General features: G+C 72.0%; 20 protein-coding genes and 1 tRNA gene. 9 read left to right on the top strand and 12 right to left on the bottom strand.

The window, feature by feature from the left end:
• Window positions 1-137 precede the first annotated feature (137 nt).
• Both ACZ4XX_RS26595 and ACZ4XX_RS26590 read left to right on the top strand, forming a co-directional pair.
• Window positions 138-3,434, top strand: coding sequence for an ALF repeat-containing protein (locus tag ACZ4XX_RS26595; protein WP_468510384.1), 3,297 nt, complete (start codon window positions 138-140; stop codon window positions 3,432-3,434).
• Between the two features lie 88 nt (window positions 3,435-3,522).
• On the top strand, window positions 3,523-3,906 hold the full coding sequence (locus tag ACZ4XX_RS26590) for a hypothetical protein (protein WP_468510383.1): 384 nt from the start codon (window positions 3,523-3,525) through the stop codon (window positions 3,904-3,906).
• A 118-nt stretch (window positions 3,907-4,024) separates the two neighbouring features.
• Here ACZ4XX_RS26590 and ACZ4XX_RS26585 read toward each other — a convergent pair.
• The 7 genes from ACZ4XX_RS26585 to galU form a co-directional block, all read right to left on the bottom strand.
• A tRNA-Ala gene (locus ACZ4XX_RS26585) sits at window positions 4,025-4,098 on the bottom strand.
• Between the two features lie 263 nt (window positions 4,099-4,361).
• On the bottom strand, window positions 4,362-5,402 hold the full coding sequence (sepX, locus tag ACZ4XX_RS26580; protein ID WP_468510382.1) for a divisome protein SepX/GlpR: 1,041 nt from the start codon (window positions 5,400-5,402) through the stop codon (window positions 4,362-4,364).
• A 137-nt stretch (window positions 5,403-5,539) separates the two neighbouring features.
• On the bottom strand, window positions 5,540-6,109 hold the full coding sequence (locus ACZ4XX_RS26575; RefSeq protein WP_468510381.1) for a GNAT family N-acetyltransferase: 570 nt from the start codon (window positions 6,107-6,109) through the stop codon (window positions 5,540-5,542).
• A 38-nt stretch (window positions 6,110-6,147) separates the two neighbouring features.
• Window positions 6,148-6,720, bottom strand: a complete 573-nt coding sequence (locus ACZ4XX_RS26570) for a MogA/MoaB family molybdenum cofactor biosynthesis protein (RefSeq protein ID WP_468510380.1) — start codon at window positions 6,718-6,720, stop codon at window positions 6,148-6,150.
• The gene (moaC, locus tag ACZ4XX_RS26565; protein WP_468510379.1) at window positions 6,717-7,202 is read right to left on the bottom strand and encodes a cyclic pyranopterin monophosphate synthase MoaC; all 486 of its coding nucleotides are present in this window, start codon (window positions 7,200-7,202) and stop codon (window positions 6,717-6,719) included. The genes ACZ4XX_RS26570 and moaC overlap by 4 nt, the downstream gene beginning before the upstream one ends.
• Window positions 7,203-7,259: 57 nt before the next feature.
• Complete coding sequence (gene glp, locus ACZ4XX_RS26560; protein ID WP_468510387.1) at window positions 7,260-8,519, bottom strand: molybdotransferase-like divisome protein Glp; 1,260 nt, start codon at window positions 8,517-8,519, stop codon at window positions 7,260-7,262.
• Window positions 8,520-8,688: 169 nt separating this feature from the next.
• Complete coding sequence (gene galU, locus ACZ4XX_RS26555; RefSeq protein ID WP_468510378.1) at window positions 8,689-9,600, bottom strand: UTP--glucose-1-phosphate uridylyltransferase GalU; 912 nt, start codon at window positions 9,598-9,600, stop codon at window positions 8,689-8,691.
• A 103-nt stretch (window positions 9,601-9,703) separates the two neighbouring features.
• On the opposite strand from galU, the gene ACZ4XX_RS26550 reads away from it, so the two are divergent.
• Window positions 9,704-10,297: a 5-formyltetrahydrofolate cyclo-ligase gene (locus tag ACZ4XX_RS26550; RefSeq protein ID WP_468510377.1), complete on the top strand. Its 594-nt coding sequence runs from the start codon at window positions 9,704-9,706 to the stop codon at window positions 10,295-10,297.
• Here ACZ4XX_RS26550 and ACZ4XX_RS26545 read toward each other — a convergent pair whose 3' ends face one another.
• Window positions 10,298-13,063, bottom strand: coding sequence for a penicillin acylase family protein (locus ACZ4XX_RS26545; protein WP_468510376.1), 2,766 nt, complete (start codon window positions 13,061-13,063; stop codon window positions 10,298-10,300).
• A gap of 204 nt (window positions 13,064-13,267) precedes the next feature.
• Between ACZ4XX_RS26545 and ACZ4XX_RS26540 the strand changes: the two genes are divergently transcribed.
• From ACZ4XX_RS26540 to mscL, 6 genes are all read left to right on the top strand, one after another.
• A complete protein-coding gene (locus ACZ4XX_RS26540; RefSeq protein ID WP_468510386.1) occupies window positions 13,268-14,878 on the top strand; it encodes a potassium/proton antiporter in 1,611 nt (536 codons plus the stop codon).
• Between the two features lie 250 nt (window positions 14,879-15,128).
• On the top strand, window positions 15,129-16,403 hold the full coding sequence (locus ACZ4XX_RS26535) for an MFS transporter (RefSeq protein ID WP_468510375.1): 1,275 nt from the start codon (window positions 15,129-15,131) through the stop codon (window positions 16,401-16,403).
• A 68-nt stretch (window positions 16,404-16,471) separates the two neighbouring features.
• The gene (locus ACZ4XX_RS26530; RefSeq protein WP_468510374.1) at window positions 16,472-16,792 is read left to right on the top strand and encodes an FmdB family zinc ribbon protein; all 321 of its coding nucleotides are present in this window, start codon (window positions 16,472-16,474) and stop codon (window positions 16,790-16,792) included.
• Window positions 16,793-16,925: 133 nt separating this feature from the next.
• The gene (locus ACZ4XX_RS26525; RefSeq protein ID WP_468510373.1) at window positions 16,926-17,771 is read left to right on the top strand and encodes an S-methyl-5'-thioadenosine phosphorylase; all 846 of its coding nucleotides are present in this window, start codon (window positions 16,926-16,928) and stop codon (window positions 17,769-17,771) included.
• A 123-nt stretch (window positions 17,772-17,894) separates the two neighbouring features.
• The gene (locus tag ACZ4XX_RS26520) at window positions 17,895-18,437 is read left to right on the top strand and encodes a hypothetical protein (protein ID WP_468510372.1); all 543 of its coding nucleotides are present in this window, start codon (window positions 17,895-17,897) and stop codon (window positions 18,435-18,437) included.
• A gap of 114 nt (window positions 18,438-18,551) precedes the next feature.
• Window positions 18,552-19,109, top strand: coding sequence for a large conductance mechanosensitive channel protein MscL (mscL, locus tag ACZ4XX_RS26515; protein WP_468510371.1), 558 nt, complete (start codon window positions 18,552-18,554; stop codon window positions 19,107-19,109).
• Between the two features lie 19 nt (window positions 19,110-19,128).
• On the opposite strand, the gene ACZ4XX_RS26510 is transcribed toward mscL, so the two are convergent.
• The 4 genes from ACZ4XX_RS26510 to ACZ4XX_RS26495 all read right to left on the bottom strand — a co-directional run bounded on the left by ACZ4XX_RS26510 (window position 19,129) and on the right by ACZ4XX_RS26495 (window position 21,193).
• Entirely contained in the window at window positions 19,129-19,347 is a 219-nt protein-coding gene (locus tag ACZ4XX_RS26510) for a hypothetical protein (protein ID WP_468510370.1), read from the bottom strand.
• Window positions 19,348-19,419: 72 nt separating this feature from the next.
• Window positions 19,420-19,893, bottom strand: a complete 474-nt coding sequence (locus ACZ4XX_RS26505; protein WP_468510369.1) for a hypothetical protein — start codon at window positions 19,891-19,893, stop codon at window positions 19,420-19,422.
• Entirely contained in the window at window positions 19,890-20,549 is a 660-nt protein-coding gene (locus tag ACZ4XX_RS26500; protein ID WP_468510368.1) for a Rieske (2Fe-2S) protein, read from the bottom strand. The genes ACZ4XX_RS26505 and ACZ4XX_RS26500 overlap by 4 nt, the downstream gene beginning before the upstream one ends.
• Window positions 20,546-21,193, bottom strand: a complete 648-nt coding sequence (locus tag ACZ4XX_RS26495; RefSeq protein ID WP_468510367.1) for a 4Fe-4S dicluster domain-containing protein — start codon at window positions 21,191-21,193, stop codon at window positions 20,546-20,548. Before ACZ4XX_RS26495 ends, ACZ4XX_RS26500 begins: the two co-directional genes overlap by 4 nt.
• Between the last annotated feature and the right edge of the window lie 6 nt (window positions 21,194-21,199).

Raw genomic sequence — 21,199 nt, 5'->3', positions numbered from 1 at the left:
ACAACGTCGGCGAGACCGCCGACCCCCAGGGCCGTGACTTCACCCTGCTGCAGATCGTCGCAGCCAGGTAACACCCGCCCCCACCACCGCACCACTCGTTCACGGAACCCGATTGAGACCACGTGGAGTTGTTCCGCATGACTGAAGGAAGTCGCTCGAGACGGCGACGCGGCACCGGAATATCCGGGCTCGCCCTGGGCCTGACGCTGAGCCTCTTCGGCTCGGCATGGGCCGAATCCGCCGCAGCGGCCGAAGTGGGCCTGCCCACGAACGCGCGCGCCCAGGTCCTCGACGCCTGGCAACTCGGCGGCCGCGCGGTACGCGCGGAAGCGGAGGCCGCGCTCGTCGGCGGCGACGAGAACCTCAAGGCCTTCCTCGACACGGGCCTGGTCCGCGCCCGCACCGAGGACGAACGCGCCGCCGTCCTTTCGATGCTCAACTACGCCGGCCCCGGCGTACGCGCGGCGGTCCAGCGCGCACTCTCCGGCTCGGACGCCGAACTGCACGCCTTCGTGACGGGGGGCTACAAGAACCCCCTGAACGACGACCGCCGGGCTGCGGTGCTCACCATCCTGGGCACCGGCGGCAAGGCGATCACCCGCGAGGCCAACAAGGCGCTCAACAACGGCTCCCCCACGGTCCTCGAAGCCTTCCTCACGACGGGCCGGCACAAGGCCCGCGAGGAGGACGAGCGCGCCGCGGCCTTCACCATGCTCAACGGCGCCGGGCCGAACCTGACCCAGGCCGTCAACCGGGCCCTCGACGGAACCGCGGTCGACATCACCCGGCTGCTGGAGAAGGACCAGTACCTGGCCCGGGCGCGCGACCAGGAGTCGCTGACGATCGGCCAGCTGGTGGAGCAGGCCGAGAGCGCGGGGCGCCGGGCCCGTGAGGCCACGCAGGCGGCCAAGGACGCCTCGGAGCGAGCCGAGGCGGCATCCGCCGAGGCCAAGAAGGCCGCCCTGAAGGCGGCCGCGGAGAGCGCCCAGGCACAGTCCGACTCCGTCAAGGCGTCACGCGCCGCCGGACGCGCGGCCGACGCGGCACAGGGTGCCGCCGACGCGGCCCGGACGGCGATCTCGGCCTCGCGGACCGCGATCTCCGCCGCCAGGACGGCGGCCTCCGCCGCCCAGGCCGCGGCCGGTGCGGCGGCTGCCGCGTCGAAGGCCTCGGTCCGTGCCCGCGACGCCGCCTCCGCGGCGTCCCAGGACGCCTCCCAGGCCGGTGCCGCCAGCGAGGCCGCCAAGACGGCCCGTGACACGGCGAAGATGGCCCGCAGGGCGGCGGACGCCGCCACGGCGGCCGCAGACGCGGGTGCCTCGGCCCAGCAGTCGAGCGAGGCCGCGGCGCGTGCCGGGCAGAACGCGGCCGACTCCGCCGAGGCGGCGGCCGACGCCGCCGCGGCCTCCGGCGTCTCCCAGGCGCAGGCCGACCGAGCCCGGCAGGCCGCGAACCTCGCCCGGTCCGCCGCCGACACCGCGACGCTCGCGGCCGGCCGGGCGGCGAAGCTCGCGGCCCGTGCCGCGACCGAGGCACGGGCGGCGGGCGCCGCCGCCAGCAGCGCCGCCGTGCACGCCGACGCCGCGGCGGCCGCCGCCGAGGACGCGGCCGCCCACGCCGGACAGGCGGTGGACTGGGCCAACAAGGCAACGGCGAACGCCAATGCGGCCATCGCGGCTGCCGAGGACGCCGGCCGAGCGGTGGAACAGGCCAAGGGGATCGCCCAGCTCGCCCGCGACACCGAGACCGCGCAGATCGCCGAGGAGCGCGCGCTGGCCATCGAGGTGGCCAGGCAGTTGAAGGTCGAGGAGAGCCAGTACCAGGCCCTGACACAGAAGAGCCAGGCCCAGGAGCAGTCGGCCACCCAGGAGACCCAGGACCTGCTGAACCGGGCGAAGACCGAGTCCGACGAGGACAAGGCCGCCTCCCTCGGCCGCAAGGCCGCGCTCAACCTGATGGACTCCTCGGGAGTCTGGACGCGCCAGGCGGCGCAGGCGGCACTGACCGCCGACGACGAGGGCGTGGTCGACTGGGCGAAGGAGGGGTACACCGACGCGGCGCAGCTCGACGACCGGGAGAAGGTCCTCACGCTGGCCAAACTCAACAAGGTGGTCCTCTCGGAGGCCGCGCAGCGGACCCTGGAGAGCGACGACCCCCGGGCCGTGACCGACTTCCTGGCCCACGGCGCCCGGAACGTGCAGGCGGACGACTACCGCGCGGCCGTGCTGAAGTCCCTGAACGGCGCGGGCAAGGCGGTGACCGCGGCCGCCAACGCCGCGCTGGACGACGGCAGCATCCCGGCTCTGCACAAGTTCCTGCTCGTCGACTACTCCACCGCGCAGACCGAGGACGACCGCGCGGCGACGCTGGCCGCTCTGAAGGATGCCGGGCCCAATGTGGAGGCCACGGCCCAGGCCGCCCTCGAGGGCCCGCAGTGGATGGTGCAGCAGTTCGTCGACTACGCCTACTACAAGGCTCAGGAGGCGGACCGGGACACCGCGACCCACGTGGAGTCCATCAGCACGCAGATCAGCGCGGCGGCGCGTATCGCCGCCACCGCCTACCAGGACGCCGCGGAGGCTTCCGAGGCGGCCGCCCGGGCCCGCAAGGCGGGCGAGGAAGCCACGATGTGGGCGACGAGGGCTTCCCAGTCGGCGCAGGACGCGCGCTCGTTCGCGGACAAGGCGGCTGCCTCGTCCAGGGCCGCCGACAAGTCCGCCGCGGAGGCGCAGGTATCGGCGAACACCGCTGCGTCGGCGGCGGCGTCCGCTCGTACGGCGAGCCGCCAGGCCAACTACTCGGCCAACCAGGCCACTCAGTCGGCCCGGGACGCGGTGGCCTCGGCCGCCAGCGCCAGGGACTCCGCCGAGCTCGCGCACGCCGCCCAGCTCGCCGCCGGCAAGAGTGCCGGCGAGGCCAGGGCCGCGCGGGACGAGGCCCAGCAGGTGGCCGAGCAGAAGCGCAGGGACGAGATCACCGTCGAGGCCGCGCAGGCGGCCGAGTCGGCTCGTCAGAACAAGGCGAACAACATCGACCCGGCCAACACGCCGGCCAACGACAGCGTCGTCGTGGGCCCGAGCCCGGAGGAGGAGCAGGCCTCCGCCGCCGCGACGGCGACGGAGATGGCGAAGATCAGCGCCTACCTGGGCGGAGCCGCGGTCGTCGTGGCCTTCGTGCCGGGCGGTCAGCTCCTGGCGGCCGGCCTGGGTGCGGCGTCGCTCGTCTTCGCGGGCATCAGCACCCTCTACAACGCCAAGGCCTACGGCTGGGGAAGCAAGGAGTTCGCCCGCAGTGTCGGCGGCATGGCCCTGAGCATCGGTCTCGGCGGCGTGGGAGGCCTCGCGGCTTCCATGGCGGCCACCAACGCCGGCAAGGCCGCGGTCAGCGGCATCAACAACGCGGCATCCACCCTCGTAGGCTGGTTCACGAGGTAGGACGATCGCCCGGACGGGCGGCGAGGGGCTTCCCCGCCGCCCGTCCGGGACGGCAGGTCTCATCCGAACCAAGACGGAAAGAGCATTGGTGATAGACAGAACATCCCCGCTGTGGTGGGTCTTCGCAGCAGGCACCGCGGCGCTCTACCTCGCGGTGATGTTCCCGGGCATGGTCACCCGAGGACAGAAGGTATTCGTGTCCTGCGGACCGGTGGCGGGATTCCTCGCACTGGCCGCCATGAGCGCGCACTACGGCTGGCCTCTCACCGAGACGCTTCCCCACTACTGCGCGATCAACCTGGGCGTCGTGACCGGCATGCTGGGCCACCGGAAGGCGCTCCACTCCTACATGGCCGACCGGGCGGAGAACCCGAGCCTGCCCGAGGACGGAACGGCCACCCCGTGGATCCTGCAGATGGCGCTCACCCTGCCCGTCTTCCTCGGCCTTGCCTTCTGGTACGCGCGCGGCTGAGCCCTCGTCGTTTCCGCCCCCACAGGGGAGGGGCGGAAACGACGAAGATCCCGTCCGATCTTTCGATCGGACGGGATCTCGTCACCGTTCCCGAGAGCTACTCGCGAACTGTCGTTTGTGGACCTGTGGGGATTTGAACCCCAGACCCCCTCGATGCGAACGAGGTGCGCTACCAGACTGCGCCACAGGCCCTTGCGACGTGTGAAACATTAGCATCCCGACCGGCTCAGGTAAAAATCCGTTCCCTCGCAGGTCAGCCGGGGCCGTCGCGGGGCGATGCGGTCGCCTCCGCGCATGGGCCGCCGAGCCGCAGCAGCTGTGCCGTCCCGCCCAGGGCCGGCTCTCGCTGCCCGCGCAGTTCCGTCACCGCCTCCGAGGCCTCCCGGCGCACCTCGGAGTGGGAGTGGTCGAGGAACCGCTCGCCCGCGCTCCGTCCCCGAGTGCCCCCGCGGGGGTCATTCGTTGGCCGCTCGGGGGCGGTCGTCGTCCGCGTACTGGTCGAAGAGCGGGGTGCGGCCGTTGTCGCGGTTGCGGCGGGGCGGGGTGGTGCGCTGGCGCGGGGCCGGGGGCGGGGTGGGGGTCGGGTCCGCCGCCGTGGAGGAGCGGGCCGCGCTCCAGGTCTCCGGGTCCGTGATGTCGATGCCGCTCGTGGCGCGCGGGGCGACCGGGGCGGTGACGTACGTGGGGAGCGGGACCGGGACCGGTTCCCAGCTGTCGCCGCGGGCCGGGCCGCGGTCGCGCTGCTGGTCGACCCACTCCGCGTGGTCGGTCTGCTCGACCAGGGCGCGCCGGTCCGCCTCCTGCGGGGAGGGGCCCGGGGCGGACTCGGGTGACAGCTCGGGCGTGGGCGTCGGGCGTCGGCTCTCGCGCAGCCGCGCAGCCGCCGCCTCGGCGCGCCGCCGGTCCATCACGTACACGAAGCGGCGGCGTTCCTGGACCCGCAGGTGCACGATGTACGCACTGAGGAGCAGTGCGGGGACGGCCGGCACCCACAGGAAGGCGACCCCGCCGACGGCGGCGACGACCGCACCGAGGGTGAAGCCGGCGAAGAGCAGCGTCGTGGTGCGGCGACGCCGGGCGAGGACCTTGCCGCGGCGGGCCCGCTCGGCCGCCGCGCCCGTGGCGGGGCGCGCCGGCGCCGGGGCGGGGTTCGGGGCGGGTTGCGGTGCCTGTTCCCGCTCGGGGAGTTCCAGGCGCGCTTCCGTTCTGGCCGCGGGCGCGGAAAACGCCCGGACGTCGACCGAGCTCAGATGCTCGGTCTCCGCGTCCGGGTCCACGTCGGGCGTCGGACCCTCCGCCGTACGGTCCCGCTGCTTGAGCTCCTTGGCATATCGGCGCTCCATGCCCGCCCGTCCGGAAAGGAGCCGGATGGCGGTGCTGAAGCGTTCCGTCGGACGGGCTTCGTTCAGCTCGTCCTGCCTGCGGAGCCACATCGGTACCAAGTAGGCGGCCCAGGCCCCGACGATGACTGCGTAGATGAGGCCGCTGCTGCTCACGCTTCACACGGTAGAGGGGTTCGCGCGGCGGCATCGGCCAATTGGCCCGGTGTGTCGCACGATCTGGCTGATATCACTGAACTTTTTTGTGATTGTTCAGATCGATTGACTGCCAACTACCGATTGAATTCGAACACTTATTTTATTCTTGCCTGATGCCAGCGGCGCAGCAGCCCCTCCGGCACCTCCTCCGCCGTCAGCGCGAAGACCAGATGGTCCCGCCACGCGCCGTCGATGTGGAGGTAGCGGGGCCGCAACCCCTCCTCGCGGAACCTCAGCTTCTCGACGACCCGCCGCGAAGGCCCGTTCTCCGGACGGATGCACACCTCCATCCGGTGCAGACCGACCGAGCGGAAGCAGTGATCGACCGCCAGCGCGACCGCCGTCGGCATGACACCGCGTCCGGCCACCTCGCTGTCCACCCAGTAGCCCACGTGCCCGGAGCACATCGAACCCCAGGTGATGCCCGCGACGGTCAGCTGCCCGACCAGCCGCCCCCGGTACTCGATCACGAACGGCAGCATCCGCCCGGCGTTCGCCTCCGACCGCAGATGGCGGACCATCTGACGGTACGTCGGCCGCTGCGCCACCGGCCCGCCGGGGGACGGCGGCGGAACCGTCGCCTCCCAGGGCCGCAGCCACTCCCGGTTGCGCCGGTTCACCTCGCGCCAGGCCGCGTGGTCACGCATCTTTATCGGACGGAGCATCACCTCTCCGTCCACGAGGACGACCGGCCAGGTCGGGATCACGACGGTCTCGGGTGGTCGCCGCCGCGGATCTGGTCGACGGCGTGCCGCAGGATCGGCTCCAGGACGGTCAGCCCGTCCCGTACCCCGCCGGAGGACCCCGGCAGGTTCACGATCAGCGTGCCGCCCGCGACTCCCGCGAGGCCCCGCGAGAGCGCCGCCGTCGGCACCTTCTCCCGGCCGTACGCCCGGATCGCCTCCGGGATGCCCGGGATCTCCCGCTCCAGGACCCGGCGGGTCACCTCGGGCGTCTCGTCGGTGGGCGAGATGCCCGTACCGCCGGTGGTCACGATCGCGTCGTACCCCGCGGCGATCCCCGCCCGCAGGGCCGCCTCGACCGGCGCCCCGTCCGGCACGACCTGCGGGCCGTCCACGGCGAAGCCCGACCGGGTGAGGGCCTCGGCGATCAGCGGACCGCCCTTGTCCTCGTACACCCCGGCCGCCGCCCGGTTGGAGGCGGTGACGACCAGTGCCGAGTAGGGAGCGAGCAACGCGCCGCCGATCCCCGCGTCGAGCACCGCGGGGGCGTGCTCGTGCTCGTGGACGCCCGACACCCGGCCCCCGCGCGTCACGACTCGCTCCGCGTCCAGTGGCCCGACTTTCCGCCCGTCTTCTCCTCCACCCGTACGTCGGAGATGACCGCGCCCTTGTCGACCGCCTTCACCATGTCGACCACCGTCAGGGCCGCCACCGAGACCGCCGTCAGCGCCTCCATCTCGACACCCGTCCGGTCCGTGGTCTTCACCGTCGCCAGGATCTCGACCGAGTCGTCGGTGACCGCCAGGTCCAGGGTCACGCCCGACACGGCCAGCGGATGGCAGAGCGGGATGAGGTCCGGGGTCTTCTTGGCGCCCATGATCCCGGCGATCCGGGCGGTGGCGAGCGCGTCGCCCTTCGGGACGCCCTCGCCGCGCAGCAGCTCGATCACGCGCGGCGAGACGAGCACCCGCCCGCTGGCGCGCGCCGTGCGGGACGTGACGTCCTTCGCCGATACGTCGACCATGCGGGCCGCGCCCGCCTCGTCGATGTGGGTGAGACCTTGCTGCGTGCTCATCGCCGTGACACTCCCGGTCGCTGTGTGGGACGACACCGTACCCCCACCCTCGCCCCCTCAGCCGAGGAGGACCACTTCCAGGACGGCGCCCGGCTCCACGCTCTCCGTCTCCTCCGGGACCACGAGCAGGCAGTCCGCGTGCGCGAGGGCCGCGATCAGATGGGAGCCCGCACCGCCCACCGGAGTGACGGTGCCCGCCTCCGGGTCGTACGTCCCCCGGAGGAACTGCCTCCGCCCGGCCGGCGAGGACAGCGCCTTGTCGGCGGCCAGCTCGGCCCGCACCCGGGGCCTGTGCAGGTCCTCGACGCCCATCAGGGCCCGGATCGCGGGCCGGACGAACAGCTCGAAGGAGACGTACGACGAGACCGGGTTGCCCGGCAGGGCGAGCAGCGGAATCTGCTCGGCGCCGATCGCGCCGAATCCCTGGGGCTTGCCCGGCTGCATCGCCAGCTTGCGGAAGTCGACCTGCCCGTCGGCGGTCAGCGCCTCCTTGACCACGTCGTACGCGCCGACGCTCACCCCGCCCGTGGTCACGATCAGATCGGCCCGGATGAGCTGGTCCTCGATGGTGGCGCGCAGCGACTCGGCGTCGTCGGCGACGGCCCCCACCCGGTAGGCGAGCGCGCCGGCGTCCCGCGCGGCCGCGGCGAGCGCGAAGCTGTTGGAGTCGTGGATCTGCCCCTCGCCCAGCGGCTCGCCGGGCTGGACCAGCTCGCTGCCGGTGGACATGACGACCACCCGGGGACGGGGACGGACCCGGACCGTGCCGCGGCCGATCGCGGCGAGCAGCCCGATCTGCGGCGGCCCGAGGACCGTGCCCGCCGACAGGGCGAGCTCCCCTGCCCGTACGTCGCTCCCCCGCTCGCGGACATGGGCGCCGGCCTCCGCGGCGCGGTGCACCCGGACCTCCCCGGACGCCCCCTCGGGGGCGGCGCTCGCGGCGGTCATGCCGGTGGCCGCGCCCCCGCCCGTACCGCCGTCGGTCCACTCGACGGGGACGACGGCCTCGGCGCCGGGCGGCAGCGGGGCGCCGGTCATGATCCGGGCGGCCTGGCCGGGTCCGACCTCGGGCAGGCCGCCGGCGCCCGCCGCGACGTCGCCGACGACGGTCAGGACGGCGGGGAACTCCTCGGTGGCACCGGCGACATCGGCGACCCGGACCGCGTACCCGTCCATGGAGCTGTTGTCGAAGGGCGGCAGCGCGACCGGCACCGTCACGTCCTCGACGAGGACACAGCCCTGCGCGTCGAGCAGTTGCAGCTCGATGGGTTCGAGCGGGCCGACCGTCGCGAGGATGTCGGCCAGGTGCTCGTCCACCGACCACAGTCCACGCGCGGGCCCCTCGCAGGGGTCGGCCGACTTCTCCTCGCCGCCCCCGCCGCCCCCGCCGCCCCCGCCGTGATCGCCGTGATCGCCGTGGTCATGGCCGTCGTGGCCCTCGTGGTCGTCGTGGGACGGCGACGGTGCCGCGCTGCTGCTCAAGGTGCTACATCTCCTCGCTGACGTATCTCCGGAGCCAGGCCCGGAAGTCCGGTCCCAGATCTTCACGTTCGCACGCGAGTCTGACAATGGCACGCAGATAGTCACCGCGGTCACCGGTGTCATAACGGCGGCCCTTGAAGACGACGCCGTGCACCGGGCCGCCGATCTTCTCGTCCGAGGCGAGCTTCTGCAGGGCGTCCGTGAGCTGGATCTCCCCGCCGCGGCCCGGCTCGGTCTCCCGCAGCATCCCGAAGACGGCGGGATCCAGCACATAGCGGCCGATGATCGCGTAGTTGCTGGGCGCCTCGTCCGCGTCCGGCTTCTCGACCAGGTCCGTCACCTTCACGACGTCCGGGTCGACGGTCGCCTCGACCGCCGCGCAGCCGTACAGGTGGATCTGCGAGGGTTCGACCTCCATGAGGGCGATCACGCTGCCGCCCTCGCGCTCCTGGATCTCCACCATCCGCGCGAGCAGCGGGTCGCGGGGGTCGATCAGGTCGTCGCCGAGGAGCACCGCGAACGGCTGGTCGCCGACGTGCGGGGCCGCGCAGAGCACGGCGTGGCCGAGGCCGCGCGGGGCGCCCTGGCGCACGTAGTGCATGGTGGCGAGGTCGCTGGACTCCTGGACCTTGGAGAGGCGTTCGGCGTCGCCCTTCCGCGCCAGGGCCTCCTCGAGCTCGTAGTTCCGGTCGAAGTGGTCCTCCAGGGGACGCTTGTTCCGGCCGGTGATCATCAGGACGTCGGAGAGGCCGGCCGCGACGGCCTCCTCGACGACGTACTGGATGGCCGGCTTGTCGACGACCGGCAGCATCTCCTTCGGCGTCGCCTTGGTCGCCGGGAGGAAGCGGGTGCCGAGGCCGGCGGCCGGGATGACAGCCTTGCTGATCCGGCCGAGCCTGGGGAGCGAGTGATTCATGCCGTGCACTTTAGTCGTTCGTAATGAGAGAAAGATGTGGCTCCGATTAACTTCCTCCACATAAAGACAGTTACGAGAATTTAGTGAATTCACAGGGGCCGACATGACACCCGAGATGTCCGAAAAGACCGTGCTGCGCAGCCGACTTCTGGCCGCCCGCGCCGCGCTGAGCACCGATTCCCTGGCCCGCACGGCCGAATCCCTCGCCCGCCGAGGACTGGAACTCGCCGAACTCGCGGAGGCGTCCACCGTCGCCGCCTATGTGTCCGTGGGCCGCGAGCCGGGCACGCGCGCGTTGCTCGACGCGCTCCACGCGCGCGGGGTGCGCGTCCTGCTCCCCGTGCTGCTCCCCGACAACGACCTGGACTGGGCGGCGTACGAGGGCCCCGAGGGGCTCGCGAAGGCCGGCCGGGGCCTGCTCGAACCGGTCGGGCCCCGGCTCGGCCCCGAGGCCGTGTGCGCCGCCGATGCCGTCCTGCTGCCGGGCCTCGCGGTCGACGGGCGGGGGATGCGGCTCGGCCGGGGCGGCGGCTCGTACGACCGGGTGCTCGCCCGGCTCACGCGCGCGGGTGTCGATCCGGCGCTCGTGGTGCTCCTCTACGCGGACGAGGTGGTCGCGCGGGTCCCGGAGGAACCGCACGACCACCCCGTGCACGCGGTGGTGACCCCCGAGGGAGTCACCCGCTTCCGGCCCTGATCAGGGCTTCAGCTTCAGCGTGTCCTTCGTCGCCGCGTCGACGGCCGCCTTGCCGTGGGCCCAGTCGTACAGGTCGCCCTTCGCCCACGCGTCCGTCTGGTCGGTGTAGTGGGAGTTGAAGGCGTGACCGGAAGCGCCGGTGAGGTTGATCCACCGGGACTTGTCCCAGTCGCCGACGTTGACGACCATCCGCATCGACGGCACCCAGATGACCTCGTAGCCGCCGGCCGCGTTCCAGCCGGTGGCGTCGACGGCGGCCTCGCCGCCGCCCAGGTTCCACGGGCCGCGGTTGAGGAGCTGCTGGACGACGCCGGGGCCGGCGGTGCCGAGGGTCTGGTTCTTCAGGGTCAGCTGGTGCAGCCGGCCCCAGCTCCAGGTGGAGACGTCCTTGCCGAGCTTGGCGGTCAGCTCCCAGCGCGCGTCCTTCATGGCGCGGGCGAGCAGCTGGTCGCGGGTCTCGGTGGCCTGGTCGGTGCGGTTGCCCGCGGTGACCCACCACTCGCTCTTCTCCTGCTTGAGGAGCGGGCGGACCACCTCGTACCAGCGGTCGCCGCCGTCCGGCTGCGCGGAGTCGGGGTCACGCTGACCGCATTCGCGTACGAGCTTGTTCTGCTCGTCGACCGGGCCGGTGGCGTCGGCCGGGCGCACGTTGATGCAGTCGCCCTCGGCGCGGAGCTCCTTGGGCAGCTTGTTGCCGAAGGACAGCTTGAGGACGTTGCGCCAGACCGCGTTGAAGTAGGCGGCGGCGGCCGAGTCGGGCTCCTGGGTGTAGTCCCAGCCCTCCAGCAGCTTCTGTGCCTCGCGGACGTACGGGTCCGAGATGTCGATCTTCAGCAGGAGCGGGTTCAGAAGGGTCGCGATCTCGCTGCGGTTGTCCGTCTGCATGGTCCGCATGTCGTCCGGCGAGATCTTTCCGCCGTCCTTGATCTTCGACTCGATGAGGTCGTTGATCCGCTGGCTGCGCGAGCCGTAGCCCCAGTCCTTGGTGAGCAGGTCGGGGTAGTTCTTCGCGTCGATCACGGCCTGGTTGGCGGTGACGATGTAGCCGCGCTCCGGGTCGTACTCGTACGGCAGCTGCTCGAAGGGGATGTACCCCTTCCACTTGTACGAGGAGTCCCAGCCGGGCGCGGGCAGGGTGCCGTCGCCCTTGGTGCGCTGCGGGATCTTGCCCGGGGACTGGTAGCCGATGTGGCCCTCGGTGTCGGCGTAGATCAGGTTCTGGGACGGGACCTCGAAGTTCTTCGCGGCGGCCCGGAACTGGTCGAAGTCCTTGGCGCGGTCGAGGGCGAAGATCGCGTCCATCGACCTGCCGGGCTGGAGGGCGGTCCACTGGAGGGAGACGCCGTAGCCGGTGCCGCGGTCGGGGGCGGCGTTGCCGACGGGGGCCTTCTGGCCGACCTTCTCCAGTTCGGAGGCGCGGTCGGAGACGAGCGGGCCGCGGTCGGTGGAGCGGACGGTGATCTTCCGGTCTTCGCCGCCGGCGACCTTGATGGTCTCCTCGCGGACCGTGAAGGGCTTGACCTTGCCGTCCACGAGGTAGCCGTCGGGGCCGATCTTCTCCAGGTAGAGGTCGGTGACGTCGGCGCCCAGGTTGGTGAGACCCCAGGCGATCTTGTCATTGTGTCCGATGATCACACCGGGCATGCCGGAGAACGTGTAGCCGGAGACGTCGTAACGGCAGGTCGCCGAGACCGAGCGGCAGTGCAGACCCATCTGGTACCAGAGGGACGGCAGCTGGGGCGCGAGGTGCGGGTCGTTGGCGAGCAGCGGCTTGCCGGAGGTCGTGTACTGCCCGGAGACGACCCAGGAGTTCGAGCCGATGCCGTTACCGTTGGGGCCGAGGAGGGCGGGCACGCCGTCCAGGACCTCGGAGAGCGCGCCGAGCTGGGACTGCGCGCCGGAGCCGTCGGAGGAACCCGACGAGTCGGAGCCGCTGCCGGGAACGCTGCCCGGGGTCTCGCCGGTGCTCAGGTCGTCGTCGCCGTCGCCCGCCTTGCCCTTGGGGTCGAACTTCCCGGTGGACTCGTCCACCGCGCCCCCGTCGACGATCGGCTGGTGCAGCGCGTACGGGTAGTCCGGGTACAGCTGCTTGATCTGGCTCGCGCTCATCCGGCTCGTCATCAGCGAGCGGTCGATCTCGTCCTGCATGTTGCCGCGCAGGTCCCAGGCCATCGCCTTGAGCCAGGCCACCGAGTCGACCGGCGTCCACGGCTCGATCGCGTAGTCGTTGGTGAGGGCGAGCGCCGCGTACTCGACGGAGACCTCGGCGGGGTCCCGGTCCTTCAGATAGGCGTTGACGCCCTCCGCGTACGCCTGGAGGTACTTCTTCGTCTCCGGCGACAGGACCTTGTCGTACTCCTGCTGCGCGACCCGGCGCCAGCCGAGCGTGCGCAGGAAGGAGTCCGTCTCGATCTGGCTCTCGCCGAACATCTCGGAGAGCCGTCCCGCGGTCACGTGCCGCCGGACGTCCATCTCGTAGAAGCGGTCCTGCGCCTGGACGTAGCCCTGGGCGCGGAAGAGGTCCGCCTCGTTGTCGGCGTAGATCTGCGGGACGCCGTTCGCGTCGCGCTTCACCTCGACCTCGCCGGACAGACTGTCGAGCCGGATCTCGCCCGTGGTCTGCGGGAACGAGGCCCGGACGGTGCTCACACCCCAGAACCCGCCGTATCCCACGCCTGCGACCAGAGCGAGGACCAGGACGAGGAGGATCAGGCGGGCGCGCCGCCCTTTCTTCTTGGCGGGAGGCGCGGTCGTGTTGGAGGGCATCGCTGTCCTTCGAGGGGCAGGGTGGTCCTGGAGTACGGGAGCAACCTTAGGCGCAGCGCCTGGAGGGCCCGGACGCGGTGTCCGGAAGAGAACCGTACTGGCGAGCGAAGAGGTGCAAAGACGGCGTCAAGAAAACGTTAAAGATTAGGTAAGGTAACGAAGTGTCTGCCGCTGGAGGAACGATCCAGCCGCGCGCGACGGCCGCTGGGAAACGGTCCAGCTGCATGTGAGGGGAAGGAACGGCCACTGACTGTCCACGAGCTCAACGAACTCCTGCTCATCAGCTCCCTCGTGCTGCTGATCGCGGTCGCGGCCGTACGGATCTCGTCCCGGAGCGGGCTCCCCAGCCTGCTGCTCTACCTCGGCATCGGCATCGCCATCGGCCAGGACGGCATCGGCAACGTCGCCTTCGACAACGCCGAACTCACGCAGGTCATCGGCTACGCCGCCCTCGTCGTGATCCTCGCCGAGGGTGGCCTCGGCACGAAGTGGAAGGAGATCAAGCCGGCGCTGCCCGCCGCGGTCGTCCTCTCCACCGTCGGCGTCGCGGTGAGCGTGGGCATCACGGCCGCCGCCGCCCACTACCTCGTGGGCCTCGACTGGCGACAGGCCCTGATCATCGGCGCCGTCGTCTCCTCGACCGACGCCGCCGCGGTCTTCTCCGTGCTGCGCAAGGTCCCCCTGCCGTCACGGGTCACCGGTGTCCTGGAGGCCGAGTCCGGCTTCAACGACGCCCCCGTCGTCATCCTCGTCGTCGCCTTCTCCACGGCGGGACCGGTCGACCACTGGTACGTCCTCGTCGGCACGATCGCCCTCGAACTCGCCATCGGCGTCGCCGTGGGCCTCTCCGTCGGCTTCCTCGGCGCGTACGGGCTGCGCCACGTCGCCCTGCCCGCCTCCGGCCTCTACCCGATCGCCGTCATGGCCATCGCCGTCGTCGCGTACGCCGCCGGCGCCATGGCCCACGGCTCCGGCTTCCTCGCCGTCTACCTGGCCTCGATGGTCCTCGGCAACGCCAAGCTGCCGCACGCGCCCGCGAACCGGGGCTTCGCCGAGGGACTCGGCTGGATCGCCCAGATCGGCATGTTCGTCCTGCTCGGCCTGCTCGTCACCCCGCACGAGCTCGTCCACGACTTCTGGCCCGCCGTCGTCATCGGCCTGGTCCTGACCATGGTCGCCCGGCCCATGGAAGTCCTGGTCAGCCTGCTGCCCTTCCGCATCCCCTGGCAGGAACAGGCCCTGATGTCCTGGGCCGGCCTGCGCGGAGCCGTCCCCATCATCCTGGCCACCATCCCGATGGTGTCCGACATCGAGGGCAGCGAGCGGATCTTCAACATCGTCTTCGTGCTCGTCGTCGTCTACACCCTCGTCCAGGGGCCGACCCTGCCCTGGCTGGCGAAGGCCCTCAAGCTCGGAGCCTCCGGGGAGGCGGCCGACCTCGGCGTCGAGTCCGCGCCCCTGGAACGGCTGCGCGGCCATCTGCTCTCCGTCGCCATCCCGGAGCACTCCCGGATGCACGGGGTCGAGGTCGCCGAGCTGCGGCTGCCGGCCGGAGCGGCCGTCACCCTCGTCGTACGGGAGGAGACGAGCTTCGTCCCGGGGCCAGCGACCGTCCTGCGGCGCGGCGACGAACTCCTCGTCGTCGCGACCGACCCGGTACGGGACGCCACGGAACGGCGGCTGCGCGCGGTCGGCCAGGGCGGCAAGCTCGCCGGCTGGCTCGGCACGGGGGGCGCGACCGCGGCCTCCACTCCCACGGACACGGCCCTGCGCTTTCACCGCTCAGGTGAGCACCACCGCCGATCATCCGATTAATCCGAGGCATTAATTGCAGGGAGGAGCATTTTCCCAGGCGGGAAGCGGCTCCTCCCTGTACCATGAAGGCACACCTGATCGAACCAACTCTGCCTGACGCAGAGCTGGCGCGACCGTATGGCGGCCGTGGCGCCCCTCCGCAGTGGGGCCGGCCCGGTATCTACCGCAGTAACGCGCATGAGGACAGCTCTCGGCGACACCCGCACCACAGTGCCGGGGCGCGCTACCAGGCGGCAGAAAGGCCAGGACCGTGGCGTCCACGGTCATCTCGGACAAGCGGCCCGGCTACGGGCAGCTGCTGCGCACCCCCGGTGCGTTGTCCTTCCTGCTCCCCGGCTTCGCCGCCCGGCAGCCCTTCGCGATGCTGACCATCGGCATCGTCCTGCTCGTCCAGCACACCACCGGCTCCTTCGGCAGCGCCGGCGCGGTCGCCGCCGTCACCGGCGTCTCGATGGCGCTGTTCGCGCCGCAGAGCGGCAAGCTCGCCGACCGCTTCGGCCAGCGCGCCGTCCTGATCCCCGGCGTCCTCGTCCACACCGCGTCCGTCTCGCTGCTCGTGGCGCTCGCCCTGGGCGGCGCCCCGCTGTGGGCCCTGTTCCTGGCGGCCGTGCCCGCCGGTGCCTCCGTACCGCAGGTCGGGCCGATGGTCCGGGCCCGCTGGGCCGCCAAGCTGGACGGCACCCCGCTGATGCCGACGGCCGCGGCCTTCGAGTCCGTCACCGACGAGTTCACCTTCGTCGTCGGCCCCGTCCTCGCGACCGCCCTGTGCACCGGCGTCCACCCGGCCGCCGGTCTGATCGCCGAGGCCGCGCTCACCCTCTTCGGCGGGCTCTTCTTCGCCGCCCAGCGCGCCACCCAGCCCGCGTTCGGCATCGCCGCGGCCGGCGGCTCCGCCGAGCCGCGCCGCTCGGCGCTCTCCATCCCCGGCGTCCGTGTCCTCGTCGTCGCCTTCCTCGGCATCGGCTCCGTCTTCGGCGGCATGCAGGTCTCCCTCACCGCCTTCTCCGAGGAGATCGGCAACCCCGGCGCCAACGGCCTGCTGTACGGGATCTTCGCCGCCGGCAACATGCTCGCGGGCATCGCCATGGGCGCCGCCGCCTGGAAGATCGGCCCTCGCCGCCGCCTGATCCTCGGCTACGCCGGCCTCACCGTGGCCGCTTCGCTGCTGTGGACCACGCACTCGGTGCTGCTCCTCGGCGCCCTCGGCCTGGTCGTGGGTCTGTGCATCGCCCCGGCCCTGATCACCGGCTACACCATCGTCGAGACCCTGATCCCGGCGTCCTCCCGTACCGAGGCCTTCACCTGGCTCACCGGCGCCGTCGCGCTCGGCCAGGCCGCGGCCGTCACGGTCGCCGGCCGCCTCGCCGACGCCCACGGCGCGAGCACCGGATTCCTGGTGCCGATGGTGGGCACGGCGCTCGCCCTGGCCACCCTCCTCGCCCTGCGGTCGCGCCTCACGCCGCGCGAGACGAGCCGCGTCGCGGCGCGTGGCATCGGTCACCGCGTGCCGGTGGCGGTGGACTGAACCCGCGGAATACGTCAGTATGGATTGTCGTTAGCACTCGATGAGTGTGAGTGCCAGGAGGAAGACAAGTGCCGACCTACCAGTACCAGTGCACCGAGTGCGGCGAAGGCCTCGAGGCGGTGCAGAAGTTCACCGATGACGCGCTGACCGAGTGCCCCCAGTGCAAGGGCCGCCTGAAGAAGGTGTTCTCGGCCGTCGGCATCGTCTTCAAGGGATCCGGCTTCTACCGGAACGACAGCCGCGGCTCGTCGTCCAGCAGCTCGCCGGCGTCGAAGACCTCGACCCCGTCGTCGTCCTCGACGTCGGACGCCAAGCCGGCCGCGTCGACCTCGTCGTCCGCCTCCGCCTCCTCGACGTCCTCGTCGAGCACCGGAAGCTCGGCCGCCTGACCCCTGCACCAGGCCTGATCCCGGTATCGCAAGCCCGGTGTCAGGACGCAGTCCGTACGGTTCTTCACCGAGGGCCCCGTCGTTCGCGACGGGGCCCTCGGCGTACCCCCGTGCCCCGCATAGGGTGACCGCCATGGCGAACCAAGGTGCGTACGCGGACATCGGAGTGATCGGCGGCTCCGGCTTCTACTCCTTCCTGGAGGACGTCACGGAGGTCTCCGTCGACACCCCGTACGGCAGCCCCAGCGACTCCCTCCTCCTCGGCGAGATCGCCGGCCGGCGGGTCGCCTTCCTCCCCCGTCACGGCCGGAACCACAGCGTCCCGCCGCACCGCATCAACTACCGCGCCAACCTCTGGGCCCTGCGCTCCGTGGGCGTCCGGCAGGTCCTCGGACCGTGCGCGGTCGGCGGACTCCGCGAGGAGTACGGGCCGGGCACGCTCGTCGTCCCCGATCAGCTCGTCGACCGTACGAAGACCCGCGCGCAGACCTACTTCGACGGGGAGCGGCGGGCCGACGGGGCCGTACCCCGCGTCGTCCACGTGACGTTCGCCGACCCCTACTGCCCGGACGGGCGGCGGGTCGCGGTCAAGGCCGCACGGGGACGGGGCTGGGAGCCGGTCGACGGCGGCACGATGGTCGTGATCGAGGGGCCCCGCTTCTCCACCCGGGCCGAGTCCCGGTGGCACGCGGCGGCCGGCTGGTCGGTCGTCGGCATGACCGGTCACCCCGAGGCCGTCCTCGCCCGCGAGCTGGGCCTCTGCTACACCTCGCTGGCGCTCGTCACCGACCTGGACGCGGGCGCCGAGACCGGCGAGGGCGTCTCCCACACCGAGGTGCTGCGGGTGTTCGGCGAGAACGTGGGACGGCTGCGGGACGTGCTGTTCGACGCGGTGGGCGCGCTGCCCGCGACGATGGACCGGGACTGCCTGTGCACGCAGGCGCACGACGGCTGGGACCTGGGGATCGAGCTGCCGTAACCCCTCTCAGGAGTGAGGGAGTTGTCCACAGGCGGTGGGTGATCCCCAGGCCGGAGCGGGGAAGCGGCGCGGGCCGGAGAGTGGGAGCCGACCCCATTCCCGACCAGGACGGCGGCACCCACGATGACGCACCCCTTCCCCTCTCCCTCACCCGTTCCGGCGCCCTGCGTGGTGCCGCCCTTCGAGCCCCTGCGGGTACGGGGCGCCCGACTCCGGCTGCGCAGGGCACTGCGACGGGGGCGCTGGACCCCCGCGGTACTCCTGGCCCTCGTGGCGGCGGCCCTCGCCGTCACGAGCGGCGGCCCGCCGCCCGGCGTCGCGGCGGCGCCCCCACCGGGCGACCGGACCGCCCCCGCCGCAGCCCGCGCACGGCCGCCCGTCGCCGTCCGGCTGGTGTCCGCTCCGGTACGGATCGCCGACGCCGCGACCGTACGGCTGCTGCGCCCCGGCGACCGGGTCGACGTGATCTCCGCGCCCGACTCGCCGCTCGGCGGGGAGGGTGAGGCGCGGGTCGTCGCCACGGGCGCCCGCGTGGCCGAGGTTCCGCACCCGGAGGAGACTCGTCCGGACGGAGGGGCGCTCGTCGTCCTGTCCGTGCCGCGGTCGACGGCCGCCGCGCTGGCAGGAGCCGGTGTCACGTCCCAACTGGCGGTGACCTTGTGCTGATTCGCACTGACACCCTGTCAAGTCACCGGTCCGTGTGTACGGATTGGACGGCTCTGTTCCGTTCGCGGCCTAATGGCACCGCACACAGCAGCACAAGCGACGAAAGGCACCTTGGTGGCCGAGAACAAGGAAAGTCTGATGGGCGGCTTCAAAGCCTTCCTGATGCGTGGCAACGTGATCGACCTGGCCGTGGCCGTCGTGATCGGTGCCGCGTTCACCAACATCGTGAACTCGGTGGTCAAGGGCATCATCAACCCGGTCGTCGGCGCCTTCGGCACGAAGGACCTGGAGAGCTACTCGTCCTGCATCAAGGACTCGTGCGTGGTCGTCGACGGGGAGGTGCAGGGCATCCAGCTCCAGTGGGGCCTGGTCCTCAGCGCGGTCCTCAGCTTCCTGATCACCGCGGCCGTCGTCTACTTCCTGATGGTCCTGCCGATGGCGAAGATCCTCGCGAAGCGTGCGGCGCACGACAGGGCGAAGGAGGGCGTCGCGGAGACCATGGAGATCAGCGAGCTGGAGGTCCTCAAGGAGATCCGCGACCACCTGGTCTCCCAGCGCGGCCCCGTCACGGGCACGGGGACGGGAACGGCGGGCCCGGGGTCAGGCACGGGTACGGGGACAGGCACGGGTACGGGTTCCGGTGGTGGTTCCGGGACGCACCCCACCTCCTGACCGGCACCTCGCGCCGGTGTCAGAGGTGGTGCGGCGGCTTCTCGTCGAGGAAGCGCGCGAGGTCGGCGGCGCCGCCGCCGGCCGGAGGCCGCTCGCCCCATCCACGGTCCGTGTCGTCCGCGGACTGCTGGTCCAGCGGATCGTCGAAGACGAGTGCCGGCTTCGGACTGTTCTCGGGGCTGGGACGTACGCCGGGCTGCTTCGCGTCTCGCGGTCCGTGGGCGGGGGCGGTGCTCATACCTCAAGGGTACGCCCGTCACCCCGCCCCGAACCCCTCTGATCTGCACATCTTCGGCACGTCGGACGCCCCTCAGCGGTCCTTCGGGTCGATCATCCAGAGGCCGAGCACCACGAGGAACGACAGGCAGAGGAATCCCGCGCCCCACCAGGCGGTACCGGTGTTCCCGGCCATCCACTCGTCGACGACGATCGTCAGCCCCCAGAGCTGGCCGATGACCACCGTGAGCGCCAGCGTGAGGCGGGCCGTCAGCTTCGAGGAGCGCTCCGGCTCCTGCTCCGTACCGGCTCCCGGCCCAGGCCCGGTATGCGTGGTCCGCGGGTCGCCGTATCCGCTGGTGGGCCGGATCTGCGGATACCGCTCGTGCACGGGACGGTTCAGACGCGGCTGGGCGCTGCCCGGGGTGTACGCCGGGGGCCGGGGGGCCTCCGGCGCGGCGGGCGCCGGGGGCGCCGGCGATGCCCCGGGCGCCGCGGGGGCGGTGGTGACGGGGGGCTTCGGGGGTTGTGGGGCCTCCGGGTCGCGGGGGAAGGCGTCCTCGGTCATGTGCGCTCCTTCCTCTCCGGCACCGCGCCCCGCGCGGACGCGCCGGGGCAGCCCAGCCGGTCGGCGAGTTCGGGGCGGTCGTCGCCGAGCTGGCGGCAGAGACCCTCGCGGGCGCTCTCGCCCGAGCGGGCCGTGCCGATCGCCCAGACGCTGCCGTCGGCCTCCTCCACGAGCACCACCTTCGGCAGCCCCCGGGGCGGCGGTCCCGCCGTGACCTCTCCCGTACGGGCGTCGAAGACGCCCTCGTGGCAGGGGCAGTACAGCTCGCCCTCGCTGCCGCGTTCCTTGCGCCAGAGCACGGCGCAGGCGAGATGGGTGCAGACGGCGGAGTAGCCGGCGAGGGTGCCGTCCTCCAGGCGGACGGCGACCGCCCGGTCCTCGGAGCCGGGGTAGCGGAAGGCGAGGGACTCCCCCGGCAGGATCACGTCGGCGATCTTCTTCGCCTCGGTTGCCCCGTCGCTGTCCCCGTGCCGGTGCAGGATGCCGGAGGCCACGGCGACACCGCCGACGGCGAGGCCGCCGGAGACGGTGGCGACGATCCGCAGGTAGTCGCGGCGGGTGGTGAGCGAGTCGGCGGCGATCCGGTCGTGGAGCGCTTCCTGGGCCGCGTCGGAGTGGGGGCCCGATGCGGGCGGCTGGGGGTCGGTGACGCTCAACGGACGCCCTCCCCTCGCCCGCCGCCGCCCTTGTTCGCGTTCGCTTCGCTCACATCGACTCCATTGATCTCGACGACGGGAAGGCCGCCGGGCACCGGCCACTGGACCTTGTCTGCGGGGACGACCATCGCCACGCCGGTGGAGACGGTCGTGGAGCCGAAGGTGAAGGAGTCGGCGACCTGGACGCCGGGGCGTTCGGCCTGGAGCTCTTCGAGGGTTCCGTAGAAGAGGGCGCCGGTGGGGCAGACGGTGGCGCACATCGGGGCGAGGCCGTAGGCGGTGCGGTCGTAGCAGAGGTTGCACTTCATCTGGAGCTTCGCCTGGAGGTCGATCTTGGGGACGCCGAACGGGCAGGCGTTGACGCAGTTGGCGCAGCCGATGCAGCGGGTGGTGTCGGCCTGCTGCACGACGCCGTCGGCGGTGACGAGGATCGCGTCGGCGGGGCAGACCTCGGCGCAGGGGGCGACGGGGTCCTCGCAGTGCATGCAGACGGTGGGGAGGGAGGCGACGGAGTGGCCCTCGTCGGGGTAGTCGAGGTGGATCATGGACTTGCCCCGGTGGGAGTCGCATTCGCGGCAGGCGGAGACGCAGGCCTGGCAGCCGATGCAGCGGCCCGGGTCGATGAAGATCGTGCGGCCCATCATGTGCGG

It is taken from the genome of Streptomyces sp. NPDC029956, assembly GCF_055574655.1.
The sequence above is the reverse complement of the archived record's forward strand: the minus strand, read 5'-3'. Positions and strand labels throughout refer to the sequence as shown.